The organism is Pedobacter aquatilis (genome assembly GCF_032678425.1).
Taxonomy (GTDB): Bacteria; Bacteroidota; Bacteroidia; order Sphingobacteriales; family Sphingobacteriaceae; genus Pedobacter; species Pedobacter aquatilis_B.
In genome coordinates this window covers 715782-741938 of record NZ_JAVTSG010000003.1, presented here as the reverse complement: position 1 = coordinate 741938, position 26157 = coordinate 715782, and the positions used below count along the sequence as shown (strand labels likewise).

Below are 26157 nucleotides of genomic sequence, written 5' to 3'. Positions count from 1 at the left end.
GTATTAACGGTTGCTGGTTGTATCTGGTATTTCTGGTTTTAAATATTTGTTTAATAGCATGTTAGTGATAAATTTATTTCCATCGGCACTCATTTGGTAATAAAATGTATCAAAGCTTTTTAAGCCGCTGTCTGCCCTTAAATGTTTGTAGTACGGCGCAAGAATATTTGAGCGAAATATATCTTTTGAATTGTCGGTATTAATATAGAAACTCACATTTGAAGTGGTGGAAAGTAAATTCAACGCTTCAAAATACGATGGTTGGTTGATAAGTAGTCTATCGTTTCTGTAGCTGTTTAAAAAAGATTCAACTGTGCTTGCATTGTTGGCGAAAACCAAATAGTTATCAACTATAGTGTAATACGGCCTGCCAAATTTTTTGAAAGGCTCGCCGAAGAATGCATATAAAATGTCCGATTGCTTAAATATTCGGATATCTTCGTTGTAATCTGCACTTACATCAAGCAGCAATTGCTTGCTTTTTTCTCCGTTCGATAAAGATATTGCGCCTAATTTCTCAGTGGTGCTTAATTGAAAGCAAATAAATTGATTTTGCGTGTAAGTATTGAAAATCGAATTCAAATCAACTCTGTATTCATTTTTAACAGTATTAATGGCAGTTTCAATTTTTTTATTGTCGCTTACAGCTGTTTGCCAAACCTTTAATTTTTTTCGCCAGTTTTCGTAATTGTCGAAAGCATACAAACTGTAATTAGCAGTATTATTAGGAAGTATATTGGTTATTGAAATACTTTGATTAGGTGTTTGTTCAAATAATTTTAAATAATTATCTGCCGATTTAAGCTCTGTAGTGCCATTAAATAAAATTTTCTCTTTACTAAAATTGTAATTTAATGATGCATAACTATTCTGTTTATCAAATATTGAGATTTCTCCATTTAATTTGCCAGCAATTATATTTTGCAACAATAATGGCGATTGATTAAAGTTGATATAGATTTGGGCTAAAACGTTTTTATTTTGAGTATTATTCTGTTTGATGTAATCTGTAAAAGGATTTTCGGCTAAACGAACAGCAGCATCAGAAATCAATTTTTTTGAGGTTGATGCTGTGATAACCTGATTCTTTGTTCCGATGAAGATGGCTAGACTATCTTTTAGTTTAACCTTGTAGATATCGTTTCCGTCATTATTAATTGAATACTTTGTTTTTAAAAGATTGTAGAACTTTTGAAAAGTTTTATCAGCCTGAAGCTGAACTGTAATTAAGAAATTAAGTTCTTTTTTTTCGTCTGGAAGTATACTTAGATAAATTTCCTGATCTGAAATGGAGTTATTGAGCAGGGCATCCTGTATAAAATATGATTTTAGTTTTTTGAGTAAATTATTTTTCTCCTCACCTAAAGCCTGCTGAATCAGGTTTTGACCTTCGATTATTTGATAGAAGCTTTTGTCATTTTGAAAGGCAAATATCAGCGCTGCATTGTTCGTAGCTGATTGAAGTGCAAGGTCTTTAGCATTATTGTCATTGTCTAATTTTGAAAAATACAGGTAAGTCATAACTATAACTCCTGTAATTAATACAATTAAAATAACTAAAATTTTTTTCATGTGTTTGTGCAACAAATTTAAATTATTACATCCAATTGTGCTAAGTTCTTACTCATTTTATTAATTTAGCATTTGCTTTAAGCAAAATTCTATATGAACAAACGTATCATCCTTACTGCATCTTTTTTTGGCGCAATTGCTGTTTTACTTGGTGCTTTTGGCGCCCATGGTTTAAAAGCTACAATTGATACATCATCTTTAGATATCTGGCAAAAAGGTGTAGAATATCAATTTTACCACACGTTTGCACTTTTGTATTTATCAACCTTTGCAAGATATAGAAACAAGCTTATTAATATCGCATATTTTTGTTTCACTTTTGGAATAATCCTTTTTTCCGGCTCATTATATTTACTTGCAACGAGAACACTATTAAATATTCCATTTGTTGATGTTATCGGACCGATTACACCAATAGGAGGTTTGCTTTTTGTGTTGGGCTGGATAATGTTATTCTTCGCCGCTTTAAAAGATAAATAATGACTGCTTTTGAACCTGATATTTTTGCAGAAAGGGAAACGCTTTTTGTAGAGGTAATCTTGCCTTTATCTTTAGCGAAAAATTATACTTATCGTATTCCTTTCGATTTGAATAATCAGGTTGAAATTGGTAAGAGAGTTGTTGTTCAGTTCGGCAAACACAGAATTTACACAGCTTTAATCAGTAATATTACAACTACTCCTCCAACGGTTTACGAAGCAAAATATATAATTGATATTGTTGATGCCGATCCTGTTGTTACACCTTTCCAGCTGAAATTTTGGAAGTGGATGACCGATTATTACATGTGTAATGAAGGCGATGTAATGGCAGCAGCATTACCTGCAAGTTTAAAATTGGCAAGTGAAACCATTTTAATCTTGCGTGATGATTATGACGAAGCCACATCCATTACTGATAAAGAATATATCATCATTTCAGCTTTAAAAAAGCAACAGAAATTAACGGTTAACGATGTTTCTAAATTACTCGGACAAAAAAGCATTTATCCGATAATTAACCAGCTTTTAGCGAAAGAGCTAATTCTTGTTGCTGAAGAAGTTATCCAAAAGTATAAGCCATTACTTAAATCATTTATTATTCTTAATCATTTTTATGATGAAGAAGAAAATCTAAAGCAGCTTTTCACTTTGCTTGAAAGAGCTCCAAAACAATTAGATGCTTTATTAGCCTACATAAAACTAAATAAAGCTGGCTTACCAATATCAAAAGAGCAATTAATAGAGGAAAGTAATTGCGGTCCTGCTGCTTTAAAAGCACTTACGGATAAAGAGGTTTTTACGGTTTTAAAACGACCTGTAAGTCGGTTAAGTTCAAATGATGATGATTTTAGCATTAATTTTAACTTAAATGAGAGCCAGGAAACTGCTTTAAATAAAATCAACGAATTCTTTATAGAAAAAGATGTTTTGCTTTTACATGGTGTTACGGCATCAGGAAAAACCCAGGTTTACATTAAACTAATCGAAAGTATAATAAATAATAATGATGAACAGGTTTTATTTCTTTTGCCTGAAATTGCCTTAACCACGCAAATTGTCGAGCGGATTAAGCAATATTTTGGTAATTCGATTGGTGTTTATCATTCTAAATTTAACAATAACGAAAGGGTTGAAATTTGGAATAAAGTTAAGCAAGGTGCTTATAAAGTTGTTCTAGGTGCACGTTCAGCAGTATTTTTGCCCTTTCAAAACTTAAAGCTTATTGTTGTTGATGAAGAACACGAACCATCATACAAACAGTACGATCCTGCGCCCCGTTATCAAGCCAGAGATTCGGCAATATATTTAGCGCACTTACATAAAGCCAAGGTTGTATTGGGTTCTGCAACACCATCATTAGAAAGTTATTATAACGCTTTAAATGGCAAGTATGGTTTGGTAGAAATGAATGAGCGTTTTGGTGGTGTTAAACTTCCAAATCAGCAAGTGGTTAGCATCTCTGAAGAAACCAAACGAAAAACGATGGTTTCTTACTTCTCAAGTGTGCTTATCAAGGATATTGATTTAGCATTGAGTAAGAAAGAGCAGATTGTGCTTTTTCAAAACAGAAGGGGCTATGCTACGATTTTAATTTGTGCAACCTGCGGTTACACACCTAAATGTGTTAACTGCGATGTAAGTTTAACTTACCATAAAAGTAGTGGCAAGTTGCATTGCCATTATTGCGGTTATCAACAAAGTAGCGTAAATATTTGTCCGGCTTGTGGTTCTGTTCATGTGGAGCAGAAAGGCTTTGGTACCGAACGTATTGAAGAAGAATTACGGTTGTTGTATCCGGAGATTACAATTGCCCGTTTGGATATGGATACAACCCGAACTAAAAATGGTTTGCAGCAAATCTTATCAGATTTTCAGAATAAAAAAACAGATATTTTAATCGGAACACAAATGGTTGCCAAAGGTTTAGATTTTGACAATTTGAGCCTTATTGGGGTCATAAATGCGGATACCTTACTTGGCTACCCTGATTTTAGGGCATACGAAAGAAGTTATCAATTATTAGCCCAAGTAGCTGGTAGGGCAGGAAGACGAGCCGAACAAGGTAACGTTTGTATACAAACTTATGATGCCGATAACCGAATAATTAAGCAGGTTGTTGAGAATGATTATCAAGGCATGTACAATGATGAGATTGTAGAAAGAGAGAAATTTCTATATCCACCATTTTCTAGGATGATTTTTCTTTACATTAAACATAAAGATTCAAATGTTTTGGATAAGGCTGCATTTACGCTTGCACATACACTAAAAGCTAAATTTGGTCCGCGTGTTTTGGGCCCTGAACAGCCATTGGTAAGCCGGGTAAGAAATCTCTATATAAAGCAAATTATTATTAAAGCGGATAAACACACTGCAATTAATAAAGTGAAAGCCGTTTTAAGAGAAACCCTTACCCAGTTTAATGCTACAAAAGATTTTAAGAGTGTAATCACTCAAATAGATGTAGATCCTTATTAGTTTTTACTGTTGAAATTAAATTGTATTCCAGCAGAAACGGGATTTAATAAAAATTCCCATTTATTGTAAGTGTTGATTGTCCTTCCGGCTAAGTTCGCCTGCGTAATATCTTGTTTTTCGTAAGAATAGTTAAAGTCTAAGCTGCTCTCTGCAAAAATTGAAAGGTTTGGTATAATATTGAACTTAATTCCCAAAGATGGGCTCATCACTAAGCCATTTTTAGTTGCATCAGCAGATTGATTATTTGTTGCTACGTTAGAATTCGCTGGGCTTAGCATACCTGTAAAACGATTTGAGCGATAACCAATATCAAATGCAAAATATGGTTGGATGCGTGAGTAGTTAAAATTCTTTTCAAAACCGATTTTAAATGAATAATCAGTTACTTTACCTTTTGCAATTTCGCAGGTTTCGCAGGTGTTTTGGAATCTAACATCTTTATCTCTGAAATAATTTGCACTAATTCTATAACTAATCTGGTTATCGTTAAATTTTAACATTAAACCATTTCCCGCCATTTTTGTGTAATCCTGGGCATTAGTTTGATTTAAAATTTTTGGCAATTGCATTAAGCTATAACCTCTTACAGCAAGTGAATAATTAAAATCAGCGCTAGTTTGTGCGTAAGTGGTAGCGGCTGCAAATAGGATGGAAATGCTTAAAAGTATTTTTTTCATTTAAGAGAGGATAGATATTTTTATTACGTTTTGTAAATTCAAAAGTAGAAATAATTATTAATTAACAACGAATATTATCATTTAACATATCTTATAACATAATTTAACATTGATTATTATCAGTAAAATTTAATATTTGATTTACTGCAACTTATAAAATGTTAAAAAATACTAGAACGTTTCCCAACATAAAAACGCTACTTTTGAAACTTCATGGCCTATAAATTTGTTGATAACTACCGGGAAAGAGGTGCGAGAAAAAAATTAGTAGAACTATTAAAATCTCGCGGAATTGAGGATGAAAACGTACTTAAAGCAATAGGTAAAGTTCCTCGTCATTTTTTCTTCGATGAAACATTCTGGAACCAATCATACAAGGATATCGCCTTTCCAATAGGAGATGGTCAAACCATTTCACAGCCTTACACGGTAGCTTACCAAAGTGAATTGCTTCACATTAGAAAAGGAGATAAAGTACTTGAAATTGGTACAGGCTCTGGCTATCAAACTTGCATTTTATTAGAACTTGGTGCAAATGTGGTTACAATAGAGCGTCAGGAAAATATTTATAACCGTACCATTCAAATTTTACCAGGTATGGGCTACCGACCAAAGTTTTATTGTGGTGATGGCTCAAAAGGTATTACGGAAGAGGCACCTTACGATAAAATAATTGTTACCGCTGGTGCGCCTTTAGTTCCTGAAATTTTATTAAAGCAATTAAAAGTAGGTGGTATATTAGTCATTCCAGTCGGTGATGAACATACTCAAAAAATGGTAACTGTTTTAAGGATTAGCGAAACGGATTACGAAAAGATTGTACTTGATACCTTTAGGTTTGTACCATTAGTAGGCGACCAAGCTTGGTAAATTAGTTCATTAGTCATTAGTTTATTGGTGGTATTGGGATTTAGAAATCAACGATTAAATTCCTTGAAATACTAAACTTATACTAATTACTAATGAACTAACTAAATTTTCATTGCTCTATCCAATTCCCTTTTCGAATCGCGTTCTTTAATGCTATCTCGTTTATCGAATTCTTTTTTACCCTGAGATAAAGCAATTTCCATTTTAGCAAAGCCTCTTTCAGTAATGAAGATTCTTAGCGGAACAATTGTATAACCTTTTTCTTCGCCCTTAGCTTTTAATTTTCTGATTTCTTTCTTTTGTAATAATAAAACTCTGTCCCTTTTAATATCATGGTGATAAAAAGAACTGTGGCTATATTCAGAAATGTGAAGATTTCGTACGTATAAGTTCCCGCCAATGAACATGCAGAAAGCGTCTGTCATGTTTGCTTTCCCTTGTCTAATTGCTTTAATTTCGGTTCCTAAAAGTGCTATTCCAGCAACATACTTATCAATTATATTGTAATCAAAATATGCTCTTTTATTTTTTATGTTGATGTCGTTTTTCAAAATTGTATTGTATTAAAACCATTGCTAAAGCTTCTGCTTTGAAAACAGTGGGATGCAAATATCCTAAAAATTGCGTTATTATTCTGTTTAAAATTATCTGTAATGTTCTGTTAGTGTAAAACTCAAATTATAATTGTATTGTTCGCAAATAAAAAATTATGTTTGGGTTTATTTATTTCATATGAAGTTTAGAAACCTTTTTTTTGCAAGTCTTATTTTATTCGCTTTTAGTGCAAACGCACAGCAGCCTGCATATTTGCCACAATTTAAATTTTTTAAGCTCGATGGAAAACCATTCTCCAATGTAAATGTAAATCAGGCAAAGAAAACTCTATTTATTCTTTTTGATGCTACTTGCGAACATTGCCAAAGAGAAGCATCAGAACTAAATAAATCATACAGTAAATTCAAAAATGTAAATATTTACATGGTTACTTTAGATGAATCGATTTCTATTCAGAAGTTTTTTGGAACTTATGCGCCTGGTTTAAATTTAAAACCTAATGTAGTTGTGCTGCAAGATAAAAACCGCACTTTTATTCCAACCTTTTTACCAACTAAATATCCTGCAATGTACCTTTATTCTACCAGTGGTAAATTATTGGTATTTGGCGATGGTGATGGTGGCATCAAAAAGATTTTGAAATCTATCGGATAATCAATACCGGTATGTTTACACGGTGTCTTACGGCATCAACGGTTGTCCCGAAAATCAAATCTTTCAATCCTTTATGTCCGTGAGCACCCATTACTAAAAGTTCTAATTCATTCTTATTGCTGATGTCTGCGATAGCTTTGGCAGTGCCTCCAAATCCGATAAAAGTTGTAGAATCGTAGCCTAAATCTGCCAGGTTGATTTTGTATTTCTCCAGATTCTCAGCATCACTTTTGGTTTCATGATCCATAACTTTATCTCCATGATAACGGGCCGCGGCAGTTTCAACAACGTGGATAAGATAATATTGAGCATCTTTTCCTCCTTGTATTAAAGCATGTCTTATTGTATTTCTATCGTTTTTTGAGAAATCAACAGCAATTCCAATCCTCTGGTAACTGATTTTATCAATTTTCCCAATATCTAAAGCTTCACCATGCGGAACCATTTGTTTATGGTGATTTTTCTTATCTAACAAAGGATGAAAGAAAACGTAAAGAAGCAACAATACGGTTAACGTTATTGCCGGAATAATTAGCGCATAAACCCACCATTCGTTATTATCCTTGGTCCAACCGCTAATTTCTTCAATTACCAATTTAACGTTTAAGGCAATAATAACTGCTGCGCTTGTCCATGCTAAAACTTTTACCCAGGTTTTAATGGCAAAATCTTTCATCAGCTTTTTGTCTGATGTAAAATGAATTAGTGGAATAATAGCAAAGCCTAATTGTAAACTCAATACTACTTGACTTAAAACTAATAAGCCACCTAAAGCGTCATCGCCATAATGTAAAATGGTAAAGAAAGCAGGTACGATAGCTAAAAGTCTGGTAATTAATCTTCGTAACCAAGGTTGAATACGCAGATTAATATGACCTTCCATTACAATTTGACCAGCCAAGGTTCCGGTTACAGTTGAGCTTTGTCCGGCTGCAATTAAAGCAATTGCAAATAAAGTAGGCGCAATGTTTCCGAAAATATTAGATAGTAACTTATGCGCATCCTGAATTTCGGCCACTTCGTGTAAACCATTTTTGTAAAAAGCCGCTGCTGCCAAAATTAATATGGCTGCGTTTACAAAGAAGGCAAGATTTAATGCAACCGTTGTATCAATCAGATTAAATTTAAGCGCTTCTTTTATGCCTTTATTTGTACGCTCAATTTTTCTGGTTTGTACCAGTGACGAGTGAAGATAAAGGTTGTGCGGCATTACAGTTGCACCAATAATTCCGATTGCGATGTAAAGTGCATCTCCACCTAAAACTGAAGGTTCAAAGCCACGAGCTATCTCTTTAAGTGATGGTTCAACAATAAACATTTCAACCAAAAAGGAGATACCCACTATAAAAACCATAGAAACGATGAACCCTTCCATTGCCCTCATACCTCTATTTAGGAGGAAAAGCAGAAGTATCGTATCGAAAATTGTAATCGAAATCCCCCAGATTAATGGTAGGTCGAAAAGTAGCTGCAAACCAATTGCCATGCCGATAATTTCAGCTAAATCACAAGCCACGATTGCAGTTTGTGCCAGCATAAATAATGGAATGTTAGCCCATTTTGGGTAAGCATGTTTAGATGCTTGTGCCAAATCTAAACCTCTAACAATTCCTAACCTAGCACTGAGTGATTGCAGGAGTAAGGCAATTAAATTTGACATTAACAGCACCCAGATAAGCTGATAACCAAATTTACTTCCGCCAGCTAAATCGGTAGCCCAGTTTCCTGGGTCCATGTAACCTACACTAATTAAATACGCTGGGCCAATAAAAGATAATATTCTCCTCCAACCTTTTCTTTTATTTGTATCTACACTTTGGTGTACCTCGCTAAGCGATTCAGATTTTGCCATTATTGCTAATTAGGATGTGTTTAGCCACTTCTCTGCTAATATTAATTTGTTTGTTGTTTGCCAATATTTCTACAGAACCATCGAAATCCGTTACATCAGTAATTTGTATTTCCTTGCCTAAGGTTAAACCTAATTTTTCTAAATGTTTTAAAAATGGAGAGGTGTGTTGACTAACGCCTGTTATCGTTCCAGATTCGCCAATTTTTAGTTCTATTAACTTAATAAATTGAGTTTTAGCAAATGTTCCGTTTTTATCAGGAATTGGGTCTCCATGTGGGTCAGATTTCGGAAAACCTAAAAACTCGTCTAATCTTTCAATCAAATCAACCGATTTTATATGCTCAAGTTCTTCAGCAACATCATGCACCTCATCCCATTTGAAATTTAATTTATCAACCAAAAAAACTTCCCAAAGTCTATGCTTTCTAACAATGCTGATGGCCGCTCGTTTTCCCTTTTCGGTTAAGGTTACACCCTGATATTTTACGTAATCTACAAGCTCTTTTTCTGCAAGTTTCTTTATCATGTCCGTTACCGATGCAGGCTTGGTTTGAATTTGCTCTGCAATTGCGTTGGTTTGAACGTTTGTTGTTTTTTGAGCCAAATGATAAATTACTTTCAAATAATTTTCTTCAGTAAAACTTTGCATTTATGTGTATCTAATTAAATTTTTAGGTAAATCTAAAAAAAATAATTTAAAATATATATGATAAATTATGTTAAAATTTAGAATATAATTTGGTTATGTTTGTGTTCTATTTACCTTAACACATATGGCATCAGAATTAGACAAAATTGATTTTAGAATTTTAAAGATTTTACAAGAAAACGGTAGAATTACAAATCTCCTACTATCTCAAGAAATCGGACTTTCTCCTGCACCAACTTTAGAAAGGGTGCGTAAACTGGAAATGGCCGGCTATATAAAAAGCTATCATGCTTTGGTTGATGAGGAAAAACTAGGTTTAGGCATTAAAACTTTTATCCAGATTCAGCTGGATTTTCATAAAAACAATACCATTCAAATCTTTTTGGATGAAGTTAACCAGATAAAGGAAATTACGGAGTGCCACCACGTTACGGGTCAGGCGGATTTCTTATTAAAGGTTTATGTTAAAGATATTAAAGCTTACGAACGTTTAATAATGGATAAGATCAGTAAAATATCGGTTGTGAAAACCTTCCAAACGATGATGATTATGTCTACGACTAAAAAGGAGCCAATAGTGCCTTTGGAGTATTAACCCAAACCCGTTAAGAGGCTTTGAAACAAAATCGTCATTGTGAATTTCAATTTTTTATTGAAATGTTGCAATCTATTTTTTGGATGTCAAGATTATATTGTTCATTATCGTAGAAATCTCCGTTGCATTTTGGTAAACCATAAAATGGGTGCCATTATTTATTAAGTAATCTGGCTTAGAATTTTTTGAGTATAAGATTTTATCATTCGTACCATGAATGTGATAAAGGTTTTTCGGCTTGATGCTATTTTTCCAAGTAATAATACTACCAATGGCCCACTTTAAAAACTTTGGGTCAGTATCATTTACGATATTCTTTAGAAGAAGTTTCTCCTCTTCACCATGCACCCCAAAGAAATAATTCTGAGTTAGTTTGTTTGATGATTTTAAGAGCTTGGAAGGTATAAATCTCAATATATTTAATCTACCAGCCAATTGATACATCTGTGGTAAATGATGGCTTGATATTGTTGTGGAGATGGCGATTGTTGCTAATGGAGTAGTTATTTTTGCGATTTCTGTAGCCAACATACCGCCAAATGAAACGCCTACCAAGATGAATGGTTTAGAATTATCAATAATTTTGCTTAGTCGATTTGCGTAATCCGGTAAAGTTTCATTTTTAAAAGGTTCTATCCAATTAACATGAATAATGTTTACATTTTTATTAATGTTAATTTTATTGAAGATTCTTTTATCAGCACCTAAACCACTGATGAAATACGCATTAATTAGGCCTGAAGTTTCCAATCTATTGGCTTAAAATTATTCTGCACTAACAATTGATTTGCTTTAGAGAAATGTTTGGAGCCAAAGAAGCCATTATAAGCCGAGAAAGGCGAGGGGTGAGCTGCTGTTAAAACATAATGTCTTTTTTGGTCGATTAACACTGCTTTTTGTTGAGCATATTTGCCCCAAAGTAAAAACACAATATGTTCTTTTTTATCAGATAAGGATTTAATAATCTCATCGGTAAATATCTCCCAACCTCGGTTTTGATGCGAACCAGCTTCTGAAGCTCGAACTGTAAGAGTAGCATTTAGCAACAAAACCCCCTGTGCTGCCCAATCTGTTAAATGACCATGCGATGGAGTTTTAAATCCATCAATATCTGTTTCTAATTCTTTATAAATGTTTTTAAGGGATGGTGGAATGGCAACTCCTTTTTGTACTGAAAATGATAATCCGTGAGCCTGACCAATTCCATGATATGGATCTTGCCCCAAGATAACAACCTTAACCTTTTCGAAAGGAGTAGTATTCAACGCATTAAAAATATCTACTCCTTTAGGATAAACATTATGGCCTTTTTCCTTTTCTTCCAACAGAAAGACTTTAAGGTTTTTCATGTAATCCTTTTCAAACTCATCATTTAACACAGCTAACCAACCTGGTTCTAAAGCAGCAGACATATATTTAGTATTGGGATTTGAATTATTTGTTCTTTTTAAGGATAGCTAACAAATCTCCTTCTAAAGTTGTTTTAGGATGCTCAACAATTCTACCCAATTCATTGCCTTTTTTATCTAAGATGATAAAGGTTGGAACATTTTGAATATTTAAGCCATCAATAATTCCATTTTCAGCTTTCTTGTAGCCATCAACGGCGATAATTTCGGTGTTTTTCTCTTTGAATTGCAATGCATCCAACACCTTAAAAAAGTTAGGTACATTCACTTTACTATCTCCGCACCAGGTTCCCAAAACAATTTTGATATACTCTTTACCTGCAATTTTTTTTAATTCAATCATGGTGGCTGCATCCGGAACATAAGCTTCGTATAACGGATCGTACATTTCTTTAAATTCAGGAAAGGAAACCAAGCCTTCGCGAGTGCAGGCGTTTAATAAAATATCTTTATTGTGAACTTTATCGTGAATCTTTTTATTTACTTCTTGAGCAGAAACATTCATTGCGGTGGTTATTAGGATAATGTATAAGAAAATTTTCATGTTAATTCGATGCTTTTAGGTAGTTGTAAAATTTTACTGAAATTATTGTTTTAATATCTAAATTCTGCCATTTAAAAACGATATTTGCAAAAAAAAAATATTTAGAATAAATTTTATGCCAAATTTTATAAGATTGATTGCAGGGTTTGCATTATTAGGCGGCGCAGTTGCTTTATTCATTTTCGGGTTTTGGCCTTGGGGGATTATAGCAATATTGCTTGGAATAATCGTTTTAGTAACTTATTTCTTTAATGAAAATATGCTTTTAGCACAATGGTTTTTACGTAAAGATAATATGCCAAAAGCTGAACAGTTTTTAAATCGTATTACTAATTACGAAAGCCAGTTGATTAAGGTTCAACATGGTTACTATAATCTGCTTGTTGGTTTAATTGAAAGCAGAACTGCTCCAATGAAATCGGAAAAGTATTTTAAGGCTGCTTTAAGTCTAGGTATGCAAATGGATCATAATATTGCTTTAGCAAAGTTAAGCTTAGCAGGAATTGCGATGGCTAAGCGTAATAAACGCGAAGCAACAATGTATTTAGCTGATGCTAAAAAAGCAGATAAAAATAAATTGCTTGCCGACCAGATTAAACAAATGAAAGACCAGATGGCTATGATGGATAAACAGCAGCAGGTTAGATATAGATAAAAAATATGCGGAAGCCGTTTCTTAAAAGAAGCGGCTTTTTTATTTGAACTGATTTGTAACGGGAAGCTTTTTTAATTTTTAGATGGAAAGCAGTTTTTTAAACCTGATTGGTGCGGAAATACTTTTTGTTGGTTTTAAGAAAAAGATTGGCACCTAGATCCTACTCGCAATGACGGAAATTGTACAGATGAACAATGACAAAAAGATTGTAGCGAAAGCAGGACTAACATTAATCTGGTAACTGAAATTGCTTTTCAAAAATATCTGTTTAAGAAATTCTAAAACTTATTGATTTGCTAAATGTAGTATAGTAAAACATTTACTTATGGCAACATCACAAGAAGGAAGTACTAATAATACTCAGGAAGAAGACAATATTAAAGATTTGGGTGCCAAAGATGCTATCGAAAAATTACGCGATTTAGCTGATAAGGCGGAAAGTTGTTTCTTTTGCACAAATATTAAAACCGGTGTACCGTTATCTATTAGGCCAATGGCGATTCAGCAGGTGGATGATGAAGGTAATATTTGGTTTATGAGTATGGCAGATAGTCATAAAAATGATGAAATTTCTGCCGACCCATTTACACATTTACTCTTTCAAGCAGGAGCGCATTCTGGTTTTGTGAATATTTATGGTATTTCGGAAATAAGCAGAGACCAAGCGAAGATTGATGAACTTTGGAGTCCATTTATTAAAACCTGGTTTCAAGGAGGAAAAGACGACCCGAATATTACCTTAATAAAAGTAATTCCATCTGAAGGCTACTATTGGGATACTAAACACGGAACAGCTGTTGCATTTTTGAAAATGGCTGCTTCGGTTGTTACCGGAAAAACAATGGATGATTCGGTTGAAGGAAGTTTAGATATTGACTAAACTTGTTTAAAATTTAGAGTTGAAAGTAGGAAGATTGATTATTTATCTCCTAAATAATCAAAACCTTCTAATTCTTCTCTTTGATTTCTTTTACTCAAAATATCATCCTCCTCAGCTTCGGCTCTTTTAAAGAAAAATGCCTCTGCCTGGATTCTTTTTATAAGCTGGTGCACAAGTGATAAATCGAAAGCATCTTTACTTAATTTGATGCAATATTCTCTTTCTGTAATTTCTAGGCTTGAAGTATTCATACGGCAATTTTTTTAATGTCGATTGCTGTAAATATAGAAAAGGCTTGCTAAACAATTGTTAGCAAGCCTTTTAAGTTTATGTTATCTTTGTGTTAACCTCAGATTTTGAATTACTTATGAGATAGAAACAAACCGTTGTCGGTTTTAGCAACCTTAAGGATATTCTTAGCAGTAAGTGCTTTTAAAGTGGTATCCCATTTTTTATTGCTCCAATCAGAAAGTTTCGCTTTTACATCGGTTAGTAGTAAATTTTCACCTTCTGTAACTAATGAAAACAATTCTGTTTCTTCAGCGGTTAATTCAATTTTCTTTTTCTCAGGGCGCATTTGAGGGAAAAACAACACCTCTTGTATAGTCGATTGATCAGTCATTAACATCACTAATCTATCGATACCGATACCTAAACCAGAAGTCGGAGGCATACCATACTCCAAAGCACGAACGAAATCATCATCCATAGCCATAGCCTCATCATCACCTCTAGCAGCTAATTTCAATTGCTCTTCGAAACGCTCTTTTTGGTCAATTGGGTCGTTCAATTCAGAATAAGCATTTCCGATTTCTTTACCCATTACAAAAAGTTCGAAACGCTCTACCAAACCTTCTTTGCTACGGTGTTTCTTCGCCAAAGGTGTCATTTCAATAGGGTAGTCAGTGATATAAGTAGGCTGAATTAGGTTAGCTTCCACTTTCTCGCTAAACAATTCATCCACCAATTTGCCACGACCCATGCTATCATCAATTTCAATACCTTGTTCTTTACAAGTTTGAGCCAACTGCTCTTCGCTCATTTCAGAAACATCAATACCAGTATATTTTTGGATAGATTCGTACATCGTTAATTTCTCGTACGGACCAGCAAAGTCAATATTATGTCCGCCAACTTTAACCACCGGCGAACCGTGGATAGCCACAGCAATTTTCTCCAAACACTCTTCCACCATACCCATCATCCAAACGTAGTCTTTGTAAGCTACGTAGATTTCCATCGAGGTAAACTCAGGGTTGTGCGTTCTGTCCATTCCTTCATTACGGAACATTTTACCGAACTCATAAACGCCATCAAAACCAGCAACAATAAGCCTTTTTAGATAAAGCTCATTTGCAATACGCAAGAACAAGGGCATATCTAAAGTGTTGTGGTGTGTTGCAAACGGACGAGCCGCCGCACCACCATGCACCGCTTGTAAAATCGGCGTTTCTACTTCCATCCAGCCTTGGCTGTCGAAGTAATTACGCATCGTATTGATTACTTTAGAACGATTGATGAAGATTTGTTTGTAATCAGGGTTTACCGTTAAATCTACGTAACGCATTCTGTAACGCAATTCCGGATTAGTAAAACCATCATACACGTTCCCTTCATCATCACGTTTTACAATTGGCAACGGACGTAAAGATTTAGAAAGTACTGTTAGTTTATTTACATGTACCGAAATCTCGCCAGTTTGAGTAGTAAAAACATAGCCCTCTACACCAACAAAATCGCCAATATCTAATAATTTTTTGAAAACTGTATTGTACAAAGTCTTATCATCACCAGGGCAAAGCTCATCACGCTTCAAATAAATTTGGATACGACCAGTAGCGTCCTGAAGTTCGGCAAAAGAAGCCGCTCCCATAATATTACGGCCCATAATTCTGCCCGCAATGCTAATTGTCTTGTATGCTGTTTTATCTTTTTCGTAGTTAGCTAAAATGTCTGCTGCATTAGCATTTATTTCGTACGCCTCTGCAGGATATGGGTTAATACCCAGTTCGCGAAGCTGTTTTAACGAATCGCGACGCAATAATTCCTGTTCTGATAATCCTATACTCATTAATTGATTTTTTTGCAAAAGTAATGAATTATTCCGTCATTGTGAGGCACGAAGCAATCTTAAAAGACTAGAATTTGAATTTTTTAAGAGATTGCTTTTTATGTCATATAATGTATTGCTAAGATTCTGCCTCTACACCTTCCTCATACATTTCATCAATTACATCCGAATATTTCTTTTCGACAACTCGGCGCTTAACCTTCATTGTAGGTGTAATTTCTCCCTCATCAATATTAAAAGGGTTACGCTTTATTTTGAAGTTTTTGATGCGTTCGAATTTGGCTAATTCATTAGAGATTTTTTTAATGTCTTGCTCTATCCAGTCTATTATTTCTATGTTTTGAATAAATGGATCTGCCTCTTCAAAAAAGGATGGTTTAAGATTAAATGTTTCTTCCAATGTTTCTCTATTTGGAATGATAATGGCCGTAATAAATTCACGCTTATCACCAATTAGAAATAACTGGTCAATTTTTGGGCTTTTTAGATAAATATTTTCTACCGGAGTAGGATAGACGTTTTTACCATAAGCGTTAACGATCATGTTTTTTAAACGATCGGTGATTTGGAGGTTTCCTTTGTAAAAGCGACCAATATCTCCTGTATGAAACCACATATCTCTGTCAATGGCTTCGGCAGTTTCCGCAGGTTTATTAAAGTAACCTTTCATAACACAATGGCCACGTACAATCACTTCACCTTCTTCGCATTCAAACTCTTCGTCAAAAGTATCATGCGTTTGGATATTGGTGATTTGCTTGGTATCTACATCCTGAATACCAACTTCAATTCCAGGAATTACTCGTCCAACTGTACCGTAAACTTGTCTATGGTATTCTGTAACCGACATTACTGGAGAAGTTTCGGTTAGGCCAAAGCCTTCAAGTATCTTAATACCCAAATCGCCAAAAAATTCACCAACATTTTTAGGCAATGCCGCACCTCCAGAAATCATGAATTTTAACCTTCCACCAGTTTTCTCTTTGATTTTACTAAAAACTAATTTTTCGGCGATGGCTTTTTTTGTTGATAAAATTAATCCAGGATTTTTTCCTGCTTCTTTTGCAACGCGATAGTTTTTGCCAGTTTCCAATGCCCAGGTAAAGATTTTGGCTTTTGTTCCGCCGGCTGCAGTTCCCGATTTTATCGCTTTATCGTGAATTCGCTCTAATAATCTCGGTACACAACTCATCACAGTAGGACGAACTTCGCCCATGTTTTTGGCTAACAGCTCCAAACTTTGAGCAAAAGCAATTTTACAACCTTGAGCACAACATACATGATAAGTTGCTGTCCGTTCAAAAACGTGCGACAGTGGTAAAAAAGAAAGGAAAGTTTCAGTTTGGTCGATAACAGGAATTTGCTGCAAGCAAACTTCAACATTTTTAACAAAGTTGTAATGCGTTAGCATAACGCCTTTAGGTGTTCCGGTAGTTCCTGATGTATAAATTAATGAAGAAACATCCTCTGGCAACACTAAACTTCTACATTGTTCTATTTCGGCTTTTTCAGCAGCAGTAACTTGATGTTTTAAAGAAAGTATATCAGAAAATGCGATTACTTCCACATTAACACCATCAGGGATGTTTACTTTCTCAAAATCTTTAAAGGCAGGAATGATATATTTTAATTCCTTACAATTTGCGGCAACTTTTAAAACCTTCCTGTAGAGAAAATTATTACCAACCAATATAGATTTTATCCCAGAATCATTTATGATATAAGCAACTTCTTGCTCTGAAAGCGTTGGATATATGGAGACATTTATTGCCCCGATTTGTTGTATCCCCTGATCGTAATAAACATATTCCGGAGAATTTTCGATCATCAAACCAAGTCTGTCGCCTTTTTTAATGCCCTTTTCTAAAAAATAAGCTGAAACTGCATCAGCTCTTTTTAGGGTATCTTCAAAAGAGATTTCTACCCATTCAGAGCCTTGTTTATGAATTAAAAAAGTTTCTTGAGGTTTGTGAATGTTTTTTACAACATTTCTTAACAGGGTAGGTACAGTTGAAAATTCGTTAATTAATGGCATTGCTCTTTATTTGGTGTTCATTATAATTAACAATAATAATGCTTTTTGGTTTAAAACTATAATTTGATGTTTGCGGCCGATTTAATTGTAATACTATTTCCCGCGGATGAAAGAGATATACGCAGATTTATATTTATAATATTACGGTCATTAGAATTATACGCAAGCTGTCTAATCTTTTGAGCCAAGAAATCGTTTTAAATCTGCGAGATCAGCTTTAATCTGCGTGAACCCAGAAACAGCATAATGCAAAAAGGCCCCGAAATTTCGGAGCCTTTAAAATAATTTATTGAGATTTAAACAGAGAAACTTTCGCCACAACCACAACTTCTACTTGCATTTGGGTTAATAAAATTGAATCCTTTTCCATTTAATCCATCGGTAAAATCTAATTCTGTTCCAGCCAAATAAAGGAAAGATTTCATATCTAAAGCGATTTTAATTCCTCTATCTTCAAAAAATTGATCACCTTTTTGCTCCTCGTTATCAAAATCTAAATTATATGATAAACCCGAACAGCCACCACCTTTAACTGATACGCGTAAAAAGTAATCAGAACCCATTTTTGAATCCTGCATTAAGTGAACGATTTTCTCTTGTGCTTTATCTGTTATTGTAATCATAGTATCGAGTATTTAGTATCAAGTATCAAGACTGAATATCAAAAATCAAAGTATAAAAATCTAAACTTGATACTTGATACTTTTGTCTTGCTACTAATTCCTAGTGGTGCGATTTCTCTAATACAATTGCCTCTAAGCCATTTTTAACGCGATAATCGTTAATAGCTGATTTAATTGCATCTTCTGCTAACACAGAGCAGTGAATTTTTACTGGAGGTAAAGCTAATTCTTCAACAATATCCATGTTATCGATAGATAATGCCTCATCAATTGTTTTTCCTTTTAACCATTCTGTAGCCAAAGAAGAAGAAGCAATAGCCGAACCACAACCAAATGTTTTGAATTTAGCATCAGTGATTACGTTATCTTCGCTCACCTCGATTTGTAAACGCATTACGTCGCCACACTCAGGTGCGCCAACTAAGCCTGTGCCTACAAATTTACTGTCTTTATTTAAAGTACCTACGTTACGTGGGTTATTGTAATGGTCAATTACTTTTTCTGAATATGCCATGATATTTTTGATTTTTGATTTACGATTTTAGATTTCCCCTCAACCGTAAATTATTAAATTTATATTTTATTTTTTGATGATTTTAGAATCTTAACTCGTAAATCAACAATCTTAAATCAATCTAGTGTTCTGCCCACTCGATTTTACTCAAGTCAATTCCTTCTTTAAACATTTCCCAAAGTGGAGAAAGTTCTCTTAAGTGATTAACCGCTTTTTCAGTAATCGCGATAGCGTGGTCAATATCTTCTTCTGTAGTAAATCTTCCTAAACCGTAACGGATAGAAGAGTGTGCTAAATCATCAGATAAACCTAAGCTTTTTAATACATAAGATGGTTCTAGTGAAGCAGAAGTACAAGCCGAACCTGAAGATACTGCTAAATCGCTCATGGCCATCATTAAACCTTCACCTTCAACATATTTGAAAGAGATATTTGCTACGTGTGGTAAACGGTGTTCTACGTTTCCATTAACATAGCTTTCCTCCATTTTATTTAAAGTAGATTCTAAACGATCGCGTAAACCTGATAAACGAATCGCTTCGCTTTCCATTTCTAAGCGACAAAGCTCACAAGCTTTACCTAAGCCAACAATACCTGGAACGTTTAACGTACCAGAACGCATTCCACGCTCGTGGCCACCGCCATCCATTTGTGAGGTTACTTTAACTCTTGGGTTTTTTCTACGTACATAAAGTGCACCAACGCCTTTCGGACCATACATTTTGTGTGCCGAGAAAGCCATTAAGTCGATTCCATCAGTATTTACATCAACCGGAATTTTACCAACTGCCTGTGTAGCATCAGTCATAAATAAAGCACCGTGCTTGTGCGCAATTGCCGAAATTTCTTTAACGGGTTGTATAACACCAATTTCGTTATTTCCATACATGATAGAAACTAATATCGTTTCAGGAGTCATTGCTGCTTCTAATTCAGCAAGGTCAATCAAACCATCTTCTTTAACGCCTAAATAAGTTACCCTTGCACCATTTTTTTCAAGGTGTTTACAAGTATCCAAAATGGCTTTATGTTCAGTAACCGCAGTAATAATATGGTTACCTTTATCTCTGTACATCTCAAACACACCTTTAATCGCTAGGTTATCAGCCTCAGTTGCGCCAGATGTAAAAATGATTTCTTTCTCAGTACAGCCGATTAGTTTGGCTACCTGCTCACGAGCATAATCTACTCCTTCTTCAGCCACCCATCCAAAAGCGTGATTACGGCTTGCGGCATTTCCAAATTTCTCAGTAAAGTAAGGTAGCATCGCCTCTAACACTCTAGGGTCTAAAGGTGTTGTTGCGTTATTATCTAAATATATCGGCTGTTTCATCTCTATTCTGTTAATTATGATTACAAAGATACAAAAAAAGTTTCCTAACAATTATAATTAATAGCTATGAGGTTATAGAGAAAAGCCGCATTTTTACATTTAACCAACCTTTTAAAACGATGAACAAGATAGAGCATATTGGTATAGCAGTAAATAACCTTAGTAAATCCGTACCGCTTTACGAACTTTTGTTAAATACTTCGTGTTACAAAACTGAGATTGTGGATTCAGAGCATGTAAATACTGCGTTTTTTAAAACTGGCGATAATAAAGTGGAGTTGCTCGAACCAACTTCTGATGATAGTGCAATTGCTAAATTTCTGGAGAAAAAAGGAGAGGGCATTCACCATATTGCCTTTGCTGTAGATAATATTCTCGAAGAAATGGAACGACTTAAAGATAACGGGTTTGTTTTGTTAAACGATGCGCCGAAAAAAGGTGCTGATAATAAAATGGTTTGTTTCCTGCATCCAAAAAGTACAAATGGTGTATTAATTGAGCTTTGTCAGGAAATTAAGTGGGTTTAGAGGATGGAAAATGTAAGATGGAAAATGGAAATGGATGATATGCTATTTAGTTTTTTATTTGAAAATGATCGGTTCTTTCTTTCATCGGATTATTCAGTCCTGCCATCCGCTTTACTTGCCTCATAAAAACTCGGCTACGTGTTCGCTTTTGTCAGGTTTATTTAACTTAATCTTGTGTTTCATCGCTTTGCGCTAAATAGTAAACTATAATCTTAAAATCCATTAATCCTAAAAAAACTGTTCCGTGTCACTTATTAAAATTATTTTAAAAGATTTCGATATTCCTGAACAGCTTTCGGAAAATCAACTGCGAGAAACATTAATCAATGCTTTTGGATATTTGGTTGATAATGATTTTCCGAAGCTTATTCAAATTCTATACAAAGCCGATGTTGACCAATATAAACTAAAGGAATTGCTAGAAAATACAAAAGGCTCAAGTTCAGCAGAGGTAATTGCAGATGCTTACATCGCCAGGCAAAAAGCAAAAGTAGAAACCTGGAAAAAATATAGTAATCAATAAGTTCTCCAGGTATTAAATACCAGTTTGTGGTTAGGTAAATGGCGACTAAAAACCATGACGAAGTATCTTCGGATTCAGTTTCGATATTTTTAGTTCTTTGCAGAACATTTGCCAAATAAACAGGATTGAAGTGGTATCCTTTTTAGTTGAATACATTTTTATTTAGCACAAAATTTCCGCTAAAAAGATTTAACGGAAAGCCTGACTAACATTAATTCGAAGCACAAAATTAGCTTTCCAAATCTCAAAGATGCTGAAATAAATTCAACATGATTGGGGGGGCGAATTGAAAAACTATTTTTCTATCTCTTTTAAACTGTCCATTTTCTTGTAAGCTAAGAAACCTTTAATATCTTCAAAATGCTCACGAACGCGTTTATTTCCGAATTCGAAAACTTTTTCGGCTAAACCATCCAAGAAATCCCTATCGTGAGATACCAGAATTAAAGTGCCATCAAAATCCTTTAAGGCATCTTTGATAATGTCTTTGGTTTTCATATCCAGGTGGTTAGTTGGCTCATCGAGAATTAACATGTTTACCGGCTCTAACAAAAGTTTAATCATGGCTAAACGGGTTTTTTCGCCACCCGAAAGCACTTTTACTTTTTTAGTAGTATCGTCGCCGCTAAACATAAAAGCGCCTAGTAAATCTTTTGTTTTAAACCTCGTTTCCGTTGTCGGAATTTGGTCGATTGTGTCGAAAACCGTTAGTTCTCCATCTAATAAAGAAGCCTGATTTTGAGCAAAGTATCCGATTTTTGTGTTGTGACCAACTTTTACATCGCCATCAAAATCAATTTCGCTCATGAGTGCCTTAATCATGGTCGACTTTCCTTCTCCATTTTTACCAACAAATGCAACTTTTTGGCCACGCTCTATAACCATGTTCGCTTTTTGAAAAACGATATGGTCGCCATAAGTTTTGGTTAAATCCTCTACCATAAACGGATAATTACCAGAACGTGGCGAAGGCGGGAATTTCAAACGCAAAGCTGAGGTGTCAACCTCATCAATTTCAATAACCTCTAGTTTTTCGAGCATTTTTACCCTTGATTGCACTTGTAAAGTTTTTGAATATGTGCCTTTAAAACGGTCGATAAATTCCTGATTATCTGCAATAAAACGTTGTTGCTCTTCGTAAGCCTTTAATTGGTGTTCTCTACGCTCTTTTCGAAGTTGCAAATAGTGGGTGTATTTGGCTTTATAATCATAAATGCGACCCATTGTAACTTCAATCGTTCGGTTTGTAATGTTATCTACAAAAGCCCTGTCGTGAGAAATTACAATTACCGCTTTTGCCGAGTTGATTAAGAAATCTTCAAGCCACTGAATACTTTCGATATCCATGTGGTTGGTTGGCTCATCGAGTAAAATTAGATCTGGTTTTTTTAACAGAATCTTCGCCAATTCGATACGCATGCGCCATCCGCCAGAAAATTCAGAAGTTTGTCGGGTAAAATCACTGCGTAAAAATCCAAGTCCTTTTAAAACTTTCTCAACCTCAGCATCATAATTTACTTCTTCCATTGAGTAGAATTTCTCACTTAACTCTGAAACCCGCTCAATTAATTTCATGTAATCGTCGGTTTCATAATCAGTACGGATGTTCAACTGCTCATTCAAATGTTCTAATTCATCACGCATTTGGTAAGCCTCTTCAAATGCTTTTGAGGTTTCTTCGAAAACAGTAACATTATCTTGGGTAAGTAAATGTTGCGGTAAATAGGCAATAACTGCATCCTTAGGACCAGAAACATTCCCAGTAGTCGGCTGACCAGCACCAGCAATAATTTTTAACAGTGTAGATTTACCAGCGCCATTTTTGCCCATTAAGGCAATTTTGTCGTTATCGTTTATAGAAAATGATACACCGCTAAAAAGTGTGGTGCCACCAAAGGATACAGAAATGTTATTTACGTCGATCAATGTTTTACGCTTTAAAATTGAGCGGCAAAGATAGAAAGCAGAACTTGTATATTCAAGTTATCAAAATATTAACCGTAACATGCTGCAAGCCTTGCTGTTTGACTGATTTCGACTTAATTTAATTTTATATCTTTAAGCGATGAGTTATCGGTTCCTATTATTTCTGTTTTTCACTTTTTGCCTGTTTGCACAAGAAAGTACTGTGGCCGATTTAAGTAAAGCTGATAAGGATTTTATTTTGAAGGCGTTTAATCATGCAGATGGCTACATGAATTCAGATCATTATGATTCTGCTCAACTTTGGCTTAATAAAATCTACAATAAAGTAAGCTATCGAAAGCCCTCTCTGTTCTCGTATTTTTTAACCTCCAGACAAGCAGAGGTGTACTATTACAATAATCTCCATGAATTGGGTTTGCAAGAAGCTTTTAAAGCTGAAAATATTGCGCTCGTTTTAAAAGATAGTTTGCTCATTGCAGATGCCTATAATTTTATCGGGTTGTTTTATATGAATAATCATAAAACAACTGAAGCCATCAAGTATTTTAAAAAGGGTTTACTTTTTTGCAAGCAACCCCCTTATAACATTAAGTACATTGAACTTTCAAAACCACATCATATCTACGGAAACTTATCAGAGGCTTTTGAAAAACTTAATAGATTGGATAGTGCCATTTTTTACAGCCGGGCATCACTAGAAAAGGCTAAAGAAATCCAATCCGGTCGAGGTACTGCAACAGCAAATTTAAATCTAGGAAGTGCATTTATACGGGAAAAGCAGATAGATAGCGCCAAGAAATATTTTGAGCTTACAAATTCAGCCTCTGTTAAAAGTAATGATTTTGATGTAGAACTGAATAGTTACAGTGGTTTGGCCGATTGTGCTTCAGAAATTGGAGATAAATCAACTGCATTTAATCGATTATCAGTAGGTTTTAAATTGCTTAAAAAATATCCGCAACTGAATGATTTTTATAGTTTAATGTTTCTGGAAACTGCATTAAAGGTTTATCGCAAGTATAAAAATGATGCAGAACTAATCAAAACCTTGGAGCTGAAAACCCAGATTCAAACTGCTACTTACGAACGCAATAACACACAAATTCAAACGCTTTTATTAACGGGTTTAAAAAACGAAAAGCTCATTTTTAACCTCGAGCTGGCAGAATCTCAGCATAAACAAAGCCTGGCTACAACCCGAACTTATATTTTATTGTTGGTTTTACTGGTTTTTGTAATTGCGTTTATCGCTTATCGTTATTATAGTTTACAGCGTTTAAAATTGGCAAATGTAAGGATGAAAATCAGTCAGGATTTACATGATGAAGTTGGCGCAACTTTAAGTGGTATTGCAATGTACAGCTATATTACCCAAGAACAAATAAAAAATAGACAACATGATGAGGTTACTAAGTCGCTCGATTTAATAAAGGATAATGCGGGTGAAATGGCTTCAAAACTAAATGATATTGTTTGGGCAGTAAATCCGATGCAAGATAATTTGTATGAGCTTTTAGAACGCTTGAAAGATTTTGCCTTACAAATTGCTGCCACAAAAGAAATAAAAGTAGCTTTTGAAATCCCTGAAATGCTTGCAGAATCAAAACTTGCTATGGAATTGAGGAAAAACATTTACTTAATCTGTAAAGAAGCAATAAATAATGCGGTAAAATATAGTGGATGTTCTTTGCTTAAAATAGATGTAAATGTTATTCAGCGAAATTTAAGTATTTCAATTGGAGATGATGGAAAAGGTTTTTCGCTTGAAAAGTCAAATAAAGGAAACGGACTGATCAATATGGAAAGCAGGGCAAAAGAGATTAGCGCCAAATTAGTTATAAGAAGTGTAGAGCAAGAGGGGACTAAAATTGAACTTATTTGTAAAATCACCTAACGGGTGATGGATTAATACATTCTAAACAAGCAAATTTATCGAATAAAATAACATGGAAATTAAAGTTGCCATTTTTGAAGATAACAAACTGATCCGTGAAGGATTAAAAACCATTATCAATGGTACTCCAGGTTTTGCTTGTACGGGTGCTTTTGTTAATGTTAATCAAATTGAGGCCGATGTAATTTTCAGCAGACCCGATGTTGTTTTAATGGATATTGAAATGCCTGGACGAAATGGTATTGAGGCAACAAAAATCATCCGTTCTAAATTTCCAGAGATAAAAGTGCTTATTCAAACGGTTTTCAATGATAATGATAAGATCTTTAATGCTTTATGCGCCGGTGCATCTGGTTATATTTTAAAGACTGATTCGCCTTTAAAACAGCTACAAGCATTAGAAGAAGTCTACAATGGTGGCGCATCCATGTCATCGGCAATTGCCCATAAAGTAATGCAGTTTTTTGTTCGACAAAATGTAATACTGGTGCAACCAAATAGTTCGGATTTTGATTTAAGCAATCGCGAAAAGGAAATATTAAGTTTGATGATTGAGGGCGATAATTACCGAAAAATTGCTGAAAAGGCTTTTATTAGTTATGAAACCGTTCGCACGCATATCAAACACATTTACAAAAAATTACATGTAGCCTGCCGCTCAGAAGCCATTCTAAAAGCGAAGCAGCAAGGTCTACTATAATCGCATGGCTCTCGTATATATTTAAGCATCATGGCATTTCGCTGTGGTGCTTTTTTGTTTGATTTCAAACATAAATTTCCCCCATTGAGGTATTTATTCGAAAGATGATAGCCTTTAGTTTTGGTTTAAATTATTAGAA

The 26157-nt window shown here is 34.5% G+C and carries 26 protein-coding genes; 11 read left to right on the top strand and 15 right to left on the bottom strand.

Annotated features, from left to right (window positions below):
• Nucleotides 1-3 precede the first annotated feature (3 nt).
• Nucleotides 4-1572, bottom strand: a complete 1569-nt coding sequence (locus R2Q16_RS13240) for a DUF3352 domain-containing protein (protein ID WP_316737635.1) — start codon at nucleotides 1570-1572, stop codon at nucleotides 4-6.
• A gap of 93 nt (nucleotides 1573-1665) precedes the next feature.
• Between R2Q16_RS13240 and R2Q16_RS13235 the strand changes: the two genes are divergently transcribed.
• Both R2Q16_RS13235 and priA read left to right on the top strand, forming a co-directional pair.
• Nucleotides 1666-2052 (top strand): DUF423 domain-containing protein, encoded by a 387-nt coding sequence (locus R2Q16_RS13235; RefSeq protein ID WP_316737634.1) that lies wholly within the window; start codon nucleotides 1666-1668, stop codon nucleotides 2050-2052.
• Nucleotides 2052-4532: a primosomal protein N' gene (priA, locus tag R2Q16_RS13230; RefSeq protein ID WP_316737633.1), complete on the top strand. Its 2481-nt coding sequence runs from the start codon at nucleotides 2052-2054 to the stop codon at nucleotides 4530-4532. The genes R2Q16_RS13235 and priA overlap by 1 nt, the downstream gene beginning before the upstream one ends.
• Here priA and R2Q16_RS13225 read toward each other — a convergent pair.
• Nucleotides 4529-5209: a hypothetical protein gene (locus R2Q16_RS13225; RefSeq protein ID WP_316737631.1), complete on the bottom strand. Its 681-nt coding sequence runs from the start codon at nucleotides 5207-5209 to the stop codon at nucleotides 4529-4531. The two genes, priA and R2Q16_RS13225, sit on opposite strands and share 4 nt — an antisense overlap.
• Nucleotides 5210-5422: 213 nt before the next feature.
• Between R2Q16_RS13225 and R2Q16_RS13220 the strand changes: the two genes are divergently transcribed.
• A complete protein-coding gene (locus R2Q16_RS13220; protein ID WP_316737630.1) occupies nucleotides 5423-6079 on the top strand; it encodes a protein-L-isoaspartate(D-aspartate) O-methyltransferase in 657 nt (218 codons plus the stop codon).
• Between the two features lie 101 nt (nucleotides 6080-6180).
• Here the strand turns inward: R2Q16_RS13220 and smpB are convergent, their stop codons facing one another.
• A complete protein-coding gene (gene smpB, locus R2Q16_RS13215) occupies nucleotides 6181-6630 on the bottom strand; it encodes an SsrA-binding protein (RefSeq protein WP_316737629.1) in 450 nt (149 codons plus the stop codon).
• A gap of 181 nt (nucleotides 6631-6811) precedes the next feature.
• Here smpB and R2Q16_RS13210 point away from each other — a divergent pair, with 181 nt between their 5' ends.
• Nucleotides 6812-7288, top strand: coding sequence for a TlpA family protein disulfide reductase (locus R2Q16_RS13210; protein WP_316737628.1), 477 nt, complete (start codon nucleotides 6812-6814; stop codon nucleotides 7286-7288).
• Here the strand turns inward: R2Q16_RS13210 and R2Q16_RS13205 are convergent.
• Together R2Q16_RS13205 and R2Q16_RS13200 are read right to left on the bottom strand one after the other, a co-directional pair.
• Nucleotides 7278-9140: an Nramp family divalent metal transporter gene (locus R2Q16_RS13205; protein WP_316737627.1), complete on the bottom strand. Its 1863-nt coding sequence runs from the start codon at nucleotides 9138-9140 to the stop codon at nucleotides 7278-7280. The genes R2Q16_RS13210 and R2Q16_RS13205 overlap by 11 nt on opposite strands.
• The gene (locus R2Q16_RS13200) at nucleotides 9127-9789 is read right to left on the bottom strand and encodes a metal-dependent transcriptional regulator (RefSeq protein ID WP_316737626.1); all 663 of its coding nucleotides are present in this window, start codon (nucleotides 9787-9789) and stop codon (nucleotides 9127-9129) included. The genes R2Q16_RS13205 and R2Q16_RS13200 overlap by 14 nt, the downstream gene beginning before the upstream one ends.
• Before the next feature lie 124 nt (nucleotides 9790-9913).
• Between R2Q16_RS13200 and R2Q16_RS13195 the strand changes: the two genes are divergently transcribed.
• On the top strand, nucleotides 9914-10384 hold the full coding sequence (locus R2Q16_RS13195; RefSeq protein WP_090883791.1) for an Lrp/AsnC family transcriptional regulator: 471 nt from the start codon (nucleotides 9914-9916) through the stop codon (nucleotides 10382-10384).
• Between the two features lie 72 nt (nucleotides 10385-10456).
• Here the strand turns inward: R2Q16_RS13195 and R2Q16_RS13190 are convergent, their stop codons facing one another.
• The 3 genes from R2Q16_RS13190 to R2Q16_RS13180 are packed head-to-tail and all read right to left on the bottom strand — an operon-like array spanning nucleotide 10457 to nucleotide 12337.
• Nucleotides 10457-11134, bottom strand: a complete 678-nt coding sequence (locus tag R2Q16_RS13190) for an alpha/beta hydrolase (RefSeq protein ID WP_316737624.1) — start codon at nucleotides 11132-11134, stop codon at nucleotides 10457-10459.
• Nucleotides 11116-11796: a uracil-DNA glycosylase gene (ung, locus tag R2Q16_RS13185; protein ID WP_316737623.1), complete on the bottom strand. Its 681-nt coding sequence runs from the start codon at nucleotides 11794-11796 to the stop codon at nucleotides 11116-11118. Before ung ends, R2Q16_RS13190 begins: the two co-directional genes overlap by 19 nt.
• Before the next feature lie 22 nt (nucleotides 11797-11818).
• Nucleotides 11819-12337 (bottom strand): thioredoxin family protein, encoded by a 519-nt coding sequence (locus R2Q16_RS13180; protein ID WP_316737622.1) that lies wholly within the window; start codon nucleotides 12335-12337, stop codon nucleotides 11819-11821.
• 115 nt (nucleotides 12338-12452) lie between these two features.
• Between R2Q16_RS13180 and R2Q16_RS13175 the strand changes: the two genes are divergently transcribed.
• Both R2Q16_RS13175 and R2Q16_RS13170 read left to right on the top strand, forming a co-directional pair.
• Nucleotides 12453-12992 carry a DUF2892 domain-containing protein gene (locus tag R2Q16_RS13175; RefSeq protein ID WP_316737621.1) on the top strand — a complete coding sequence of 180 codons (540 nt, stop codon included), beginning with the start codon at nucleotides 12453-12455 and terminating at the stop codon, nucleotides 12990-12992.
• 325 nt (nucleotides 12993-13317) lie between these two features.
• Nucleotides 13318-13872, top strand: a complete 555-nt coding sequence (locus tag R2Q16_RS13170; protein WP_316737620.1) for a pyridoxamine 5'-phosphate oxidase family protein — start codon at nucleotides 13318-13320, stop codon at nucleotides 13870-13872.
• Between the two features lie 38 nt (nucleotides 13873-13910).
• Here the strand turns inward: R2Q16_RS13170 and R2Q16_RS13165 are convergent, their stop codons facing one another.
• The 6 genes from R2Q16_RS13165 to R2Q16_RS13140 all read right to left on the bottom strand — a co-directional run bounded on the left by R2Q16_RS13165 (nucleotide 13911) and on the right by R2Q16_RS13140 (nucleotide 20448).
• Entirely contained in the window at nucleotides 13911-14123 is a 213-nt protein-coding gene (locus R2Q16_RS13165; RefSeq protein WP_290244378.1) for a hypothetical protein, read from the bottom strand.
• A gap of 110 nt (nucleotides 14124-14233) precedes the next feature.
• Nucleotides 14234-15943, bottom strand: a complete 1710-nt coding sequence (gene lysS / locus R2Q16_RS13160; RefSeq protein WP_316737619.1) for a lysine--tRNA ligase — start codon at nucleotides 15941-15943, stop codon at nucleotides 14234-14236.
• A 118-nt stretch (nucleotides 15944-16061) separates the two neighbouring features.
• The gene (locus tag R2Q16_RS13155; protein WP_316737618.1) at nucleotides 16062-17978 is read right to left on the bottom strand and encodes a long-chain fatty acid--CoA ligase; all 1917 of its coding nucleotides are present in this window, start codon (nucleotides 17976-17978) and stop codon (nucleotides 16062-16064) included.
• 296 nt (nucleotides 17979-18274) lie between these two features.
• On the bottom strand, nucleotides 18275-18601 hold the full coding sequence (locus tag R2Q16_RS13150) for an iron-sulfur cluster assembly accessory protein (RefSeq protein ID WP_316737617.1): 327 nt from the start codon (nucleotides 18599-18601) through the stop codon (nucleotides 18275-18277).
• A 100-nt stretch (nucleotides 18602-18701) separates the two neighbouring features.
• Nucleotides 18702-19115: a Fe-S cluster assembly scaffold IscU gene (iscU, locus tag R2Q16_RS13145; RefSeq protein WP_010602054.1), complete on the bottom strand. Its 414-nt coding sequence runs from the start codon at nucleotides 19113-19115 to the stop codon at nucleotides 18702-18704.
• Between the two features lie 121 nt (nucleotides 19116-19236).
• The gene (locus R2Q16_RS13140) at nucleotides 19237-20448 is read right to left on the bottom strand and encodes an IscS subfamily cysteine desulfurase (RefSeq protein ID WP_316737616.1); all 1212 of its coding nucleotides are present in this window, start codon (nucleotides 20446-20448) and stop codon (nucleotides 19237-19239) included.
• Nucleotides 20449-20567: 119 nt separating this feature from the next.
• On the opposite strand from R2Q16_RS13140, the gene mce reads away from it, so the two are divergent.
• Entirely contained in the window at nucleotides 20568-20975 is a 408-nt protein-coding gene (gene mce / locus R2Q16_RS13135) for a methylmalonyl-CoA epimerase (protein ID WP_316737615.1), read from the top strand.
• 244 nt (nucleotides 20976-21219) lie between these two features.
• A complete protein-coding gene (locus R2Q16_RS13130; RefSeq protein WP_316737613.1) occupies nucleotides 21220-21498 on the top strand; it encodes a hypothetical protein in 279 nt (92 codons plus the stop codon).
• A 294-nt stretch (nucleotides 21499-21792) separates the two neighbouring features.
• Here R2Q16_RS13130 and R2Q16_RS13125 read toward each other — a convergent pair whose 3' ends face one another.
• Nucleotides 21793-23424: an ABC-F family ATP-binding cassette domain-containing protein gene (locus R2Q16_RS13125; RefSeq protein ID WP_316737612.1), complete on the bottom strand. Its 1632-nt coding sequence runs from the start codon at nucleotides 23422-23424 to the stop codon at nucleotides 21793-21795.
• 139 nt (nucleotides 23425-23563) lie between these two features.
• Between R2Q16_RS13125 and R2Q16_RS13120 the strand changes: the two genes are divergently transcribed.
• Together R2Q16_RS13120 and R2Q16_RS13115 are read left to right on the top strand one after the other, a co-directional pair.
• Nucleotides 23564-25318 (top strand): histidine kinase, encoded by a 1755-nt coding sequence (locus R2Q16_RS13120; protein WP_316737610.1) that lies wholly within the window; start codon nucleotides 23564-23566, stop codon nucleotides 25316-25318.
• 52 nt (nucleotides 25319-25370) lie between these two features.
• A complete protein-coding gene (locus tag R2Q16_RS13115; protein WP_316737608.1) occupies nucleotides 25371-26018 on the top strand; it encodes a response regulator transcription factor in 648 nt (215 codons plus the stop codon).
• The last annotated feature ends 139 nt before the right edge of the window (nucleotides 26019-26157 follow it).

Bases quoted from the DNA above. Each gene is read 5' to 3' on its own strand.
- ung (WP_316737623.1), bottom strand. From the start codon at position 11,796: ATGTCTGCTGCTTTAGAACCAGGTTGGTTAGCTGTGTTAAATGATGAG.
- R2Q16_RS13150 (WP_316737617.1), bottom strand. From the start codon at position 18,601: ATGATTACAATAACAGATAAAGCACAAGAGAAAATCGTTCACTTAATG.
- R2Q16_RS13155 (WP_316737618.1), bottom strand. From the start codon at position 17,978: ATGCCATTAATTAACGAATTTTCAACTGTACCTACCCTGTTAAGAAAT.
- R2Q16_RS13220 (WP_316737630.1), top strand. From the start codon at position 5,423: ATGGCCTATAAATTTGTTGATAACTACCGGGAAAGAGGTGCGAGAAAA.
- R2Q16_RS13235 (WP_316737634.1), top strand. From the start codon at position 1,666: ATGAACAAACGTATCATCCTTACTGCATCTTTTTTTGGCGCAATTGCT.
- R2Q16_RS13165 (WP_290244378.1), bottom strand. From the start codon at position 14,123: ATGAATACTTCAAGCCTAGAAATTACAGAAAGAGAATATTGCATCAAA.
- R2Q16_RS13170 (WP_316737620.1), top strand. From the start codon at position 13,318: ATGGCAACATCACAAGAAGGAAGTACTAATAATACTCAGGAAGAAGAC.
- R2Q16_RS13120 (WP_316737610.1), top strand. From the start codon at position 23,564: ATGAGTTATCGGTTCCTATTATTTCTGTTTTTCACTTTTTGCCTGTTT.
- lysS (WP_316737619.1), bottom strand. From the start codon at position 15,943: ATGAGTATAGGATTATCAGAACAGGAATTATTGCGTCGCGATTCGTTA.
- R2Q16_RS13195 (WP_090883791.1), top strand. From the start codon at position 9,914: ATGGCATCAGAATTAGACAAAATTGATTTTAGAATTTTAAAGATTTTA.
- R2Q16_RS13180 (WP_316737622.1), bottom strand. From the start codon at position 12,337: ATGAAAATTTTCTTATACATTATCCTAATAACCACCGCAATGAATGTT.
- R2Q16_RS13115 (WP_316737608.1), top strand. From the start codon at position 25,371: ATGGAAATTAAAGTTGCCATTTTTGAAGATAACAAACTGATCCGTGAA.
- R2Q16_RS13210 (WP_316737628.1), top strand. From the start codon at position 6,812: ATGAAGTTTAGAAACCTTTTTTTTGCAAGTCTTATTTTATTCGCTTTT.
- iscU (WP_010602054.1), bottom strand. From the start codon at position 19,115: ATGGCATATTCAGAAAAAGTAATTGACCATTACAATAACCCACGTAAC.
- mce (WP_316737615.1), top strand. From the start codon at position 20,568: ATGAACAAGATAGAGCATATTGGTATAGCAGTAAATAACCTTAGTAAA.
- R2Q16_RS13240 (WP_316737635.1), bottom strand. From the start codon at position 1,572: ATGAAAAAAATTTTAGTTATTTTAATTGTATTAATTACAGGAGTTATA.
- R2Q16_RS13175 (WP_316737621.1), top strand. From the start codon at position 12,453: ATGCCAAATTTTATAAGATTGATTGCAGGGTTTGCATTATTAGGCGGC.
- R2Q16_RS13225 (WP_316737631.1), bottom strand. From the start codon at position 5,209: ATGAAAAAAATACTTTTAAGCATTTCCATCCTATTTGCAGCCGCTACC.
- R2Q16_RS13140 (WP_316737616.1), bottom strand. From the start codon at position 20,448: ATGAAACAGCCGATATATTTAGATAATAACGCAACAACACCTTTAGAC.
- R2Q16_RS13200 (WP_316737626.1), bottom strand. From the start codon at position 9,789: ATGCAAAGTTTTACTGAAGAAAATTATTTGAAAGTAATTTATCATTTG.
- priA (WP_316737633.1), top strand. From the start codon at position 2,052: ATGACTGCTTTTGAACCTGATATTTTTGCAGAAAGGGAAACGCTTTTT.
- R2Q16_RS13205 (WP_316737627.1), bottom strand. From the start codon at position 9,140: ATGGCAAAATCTGAATCGCTTAGCGAGGTACACCAAAGTGTAGATACA.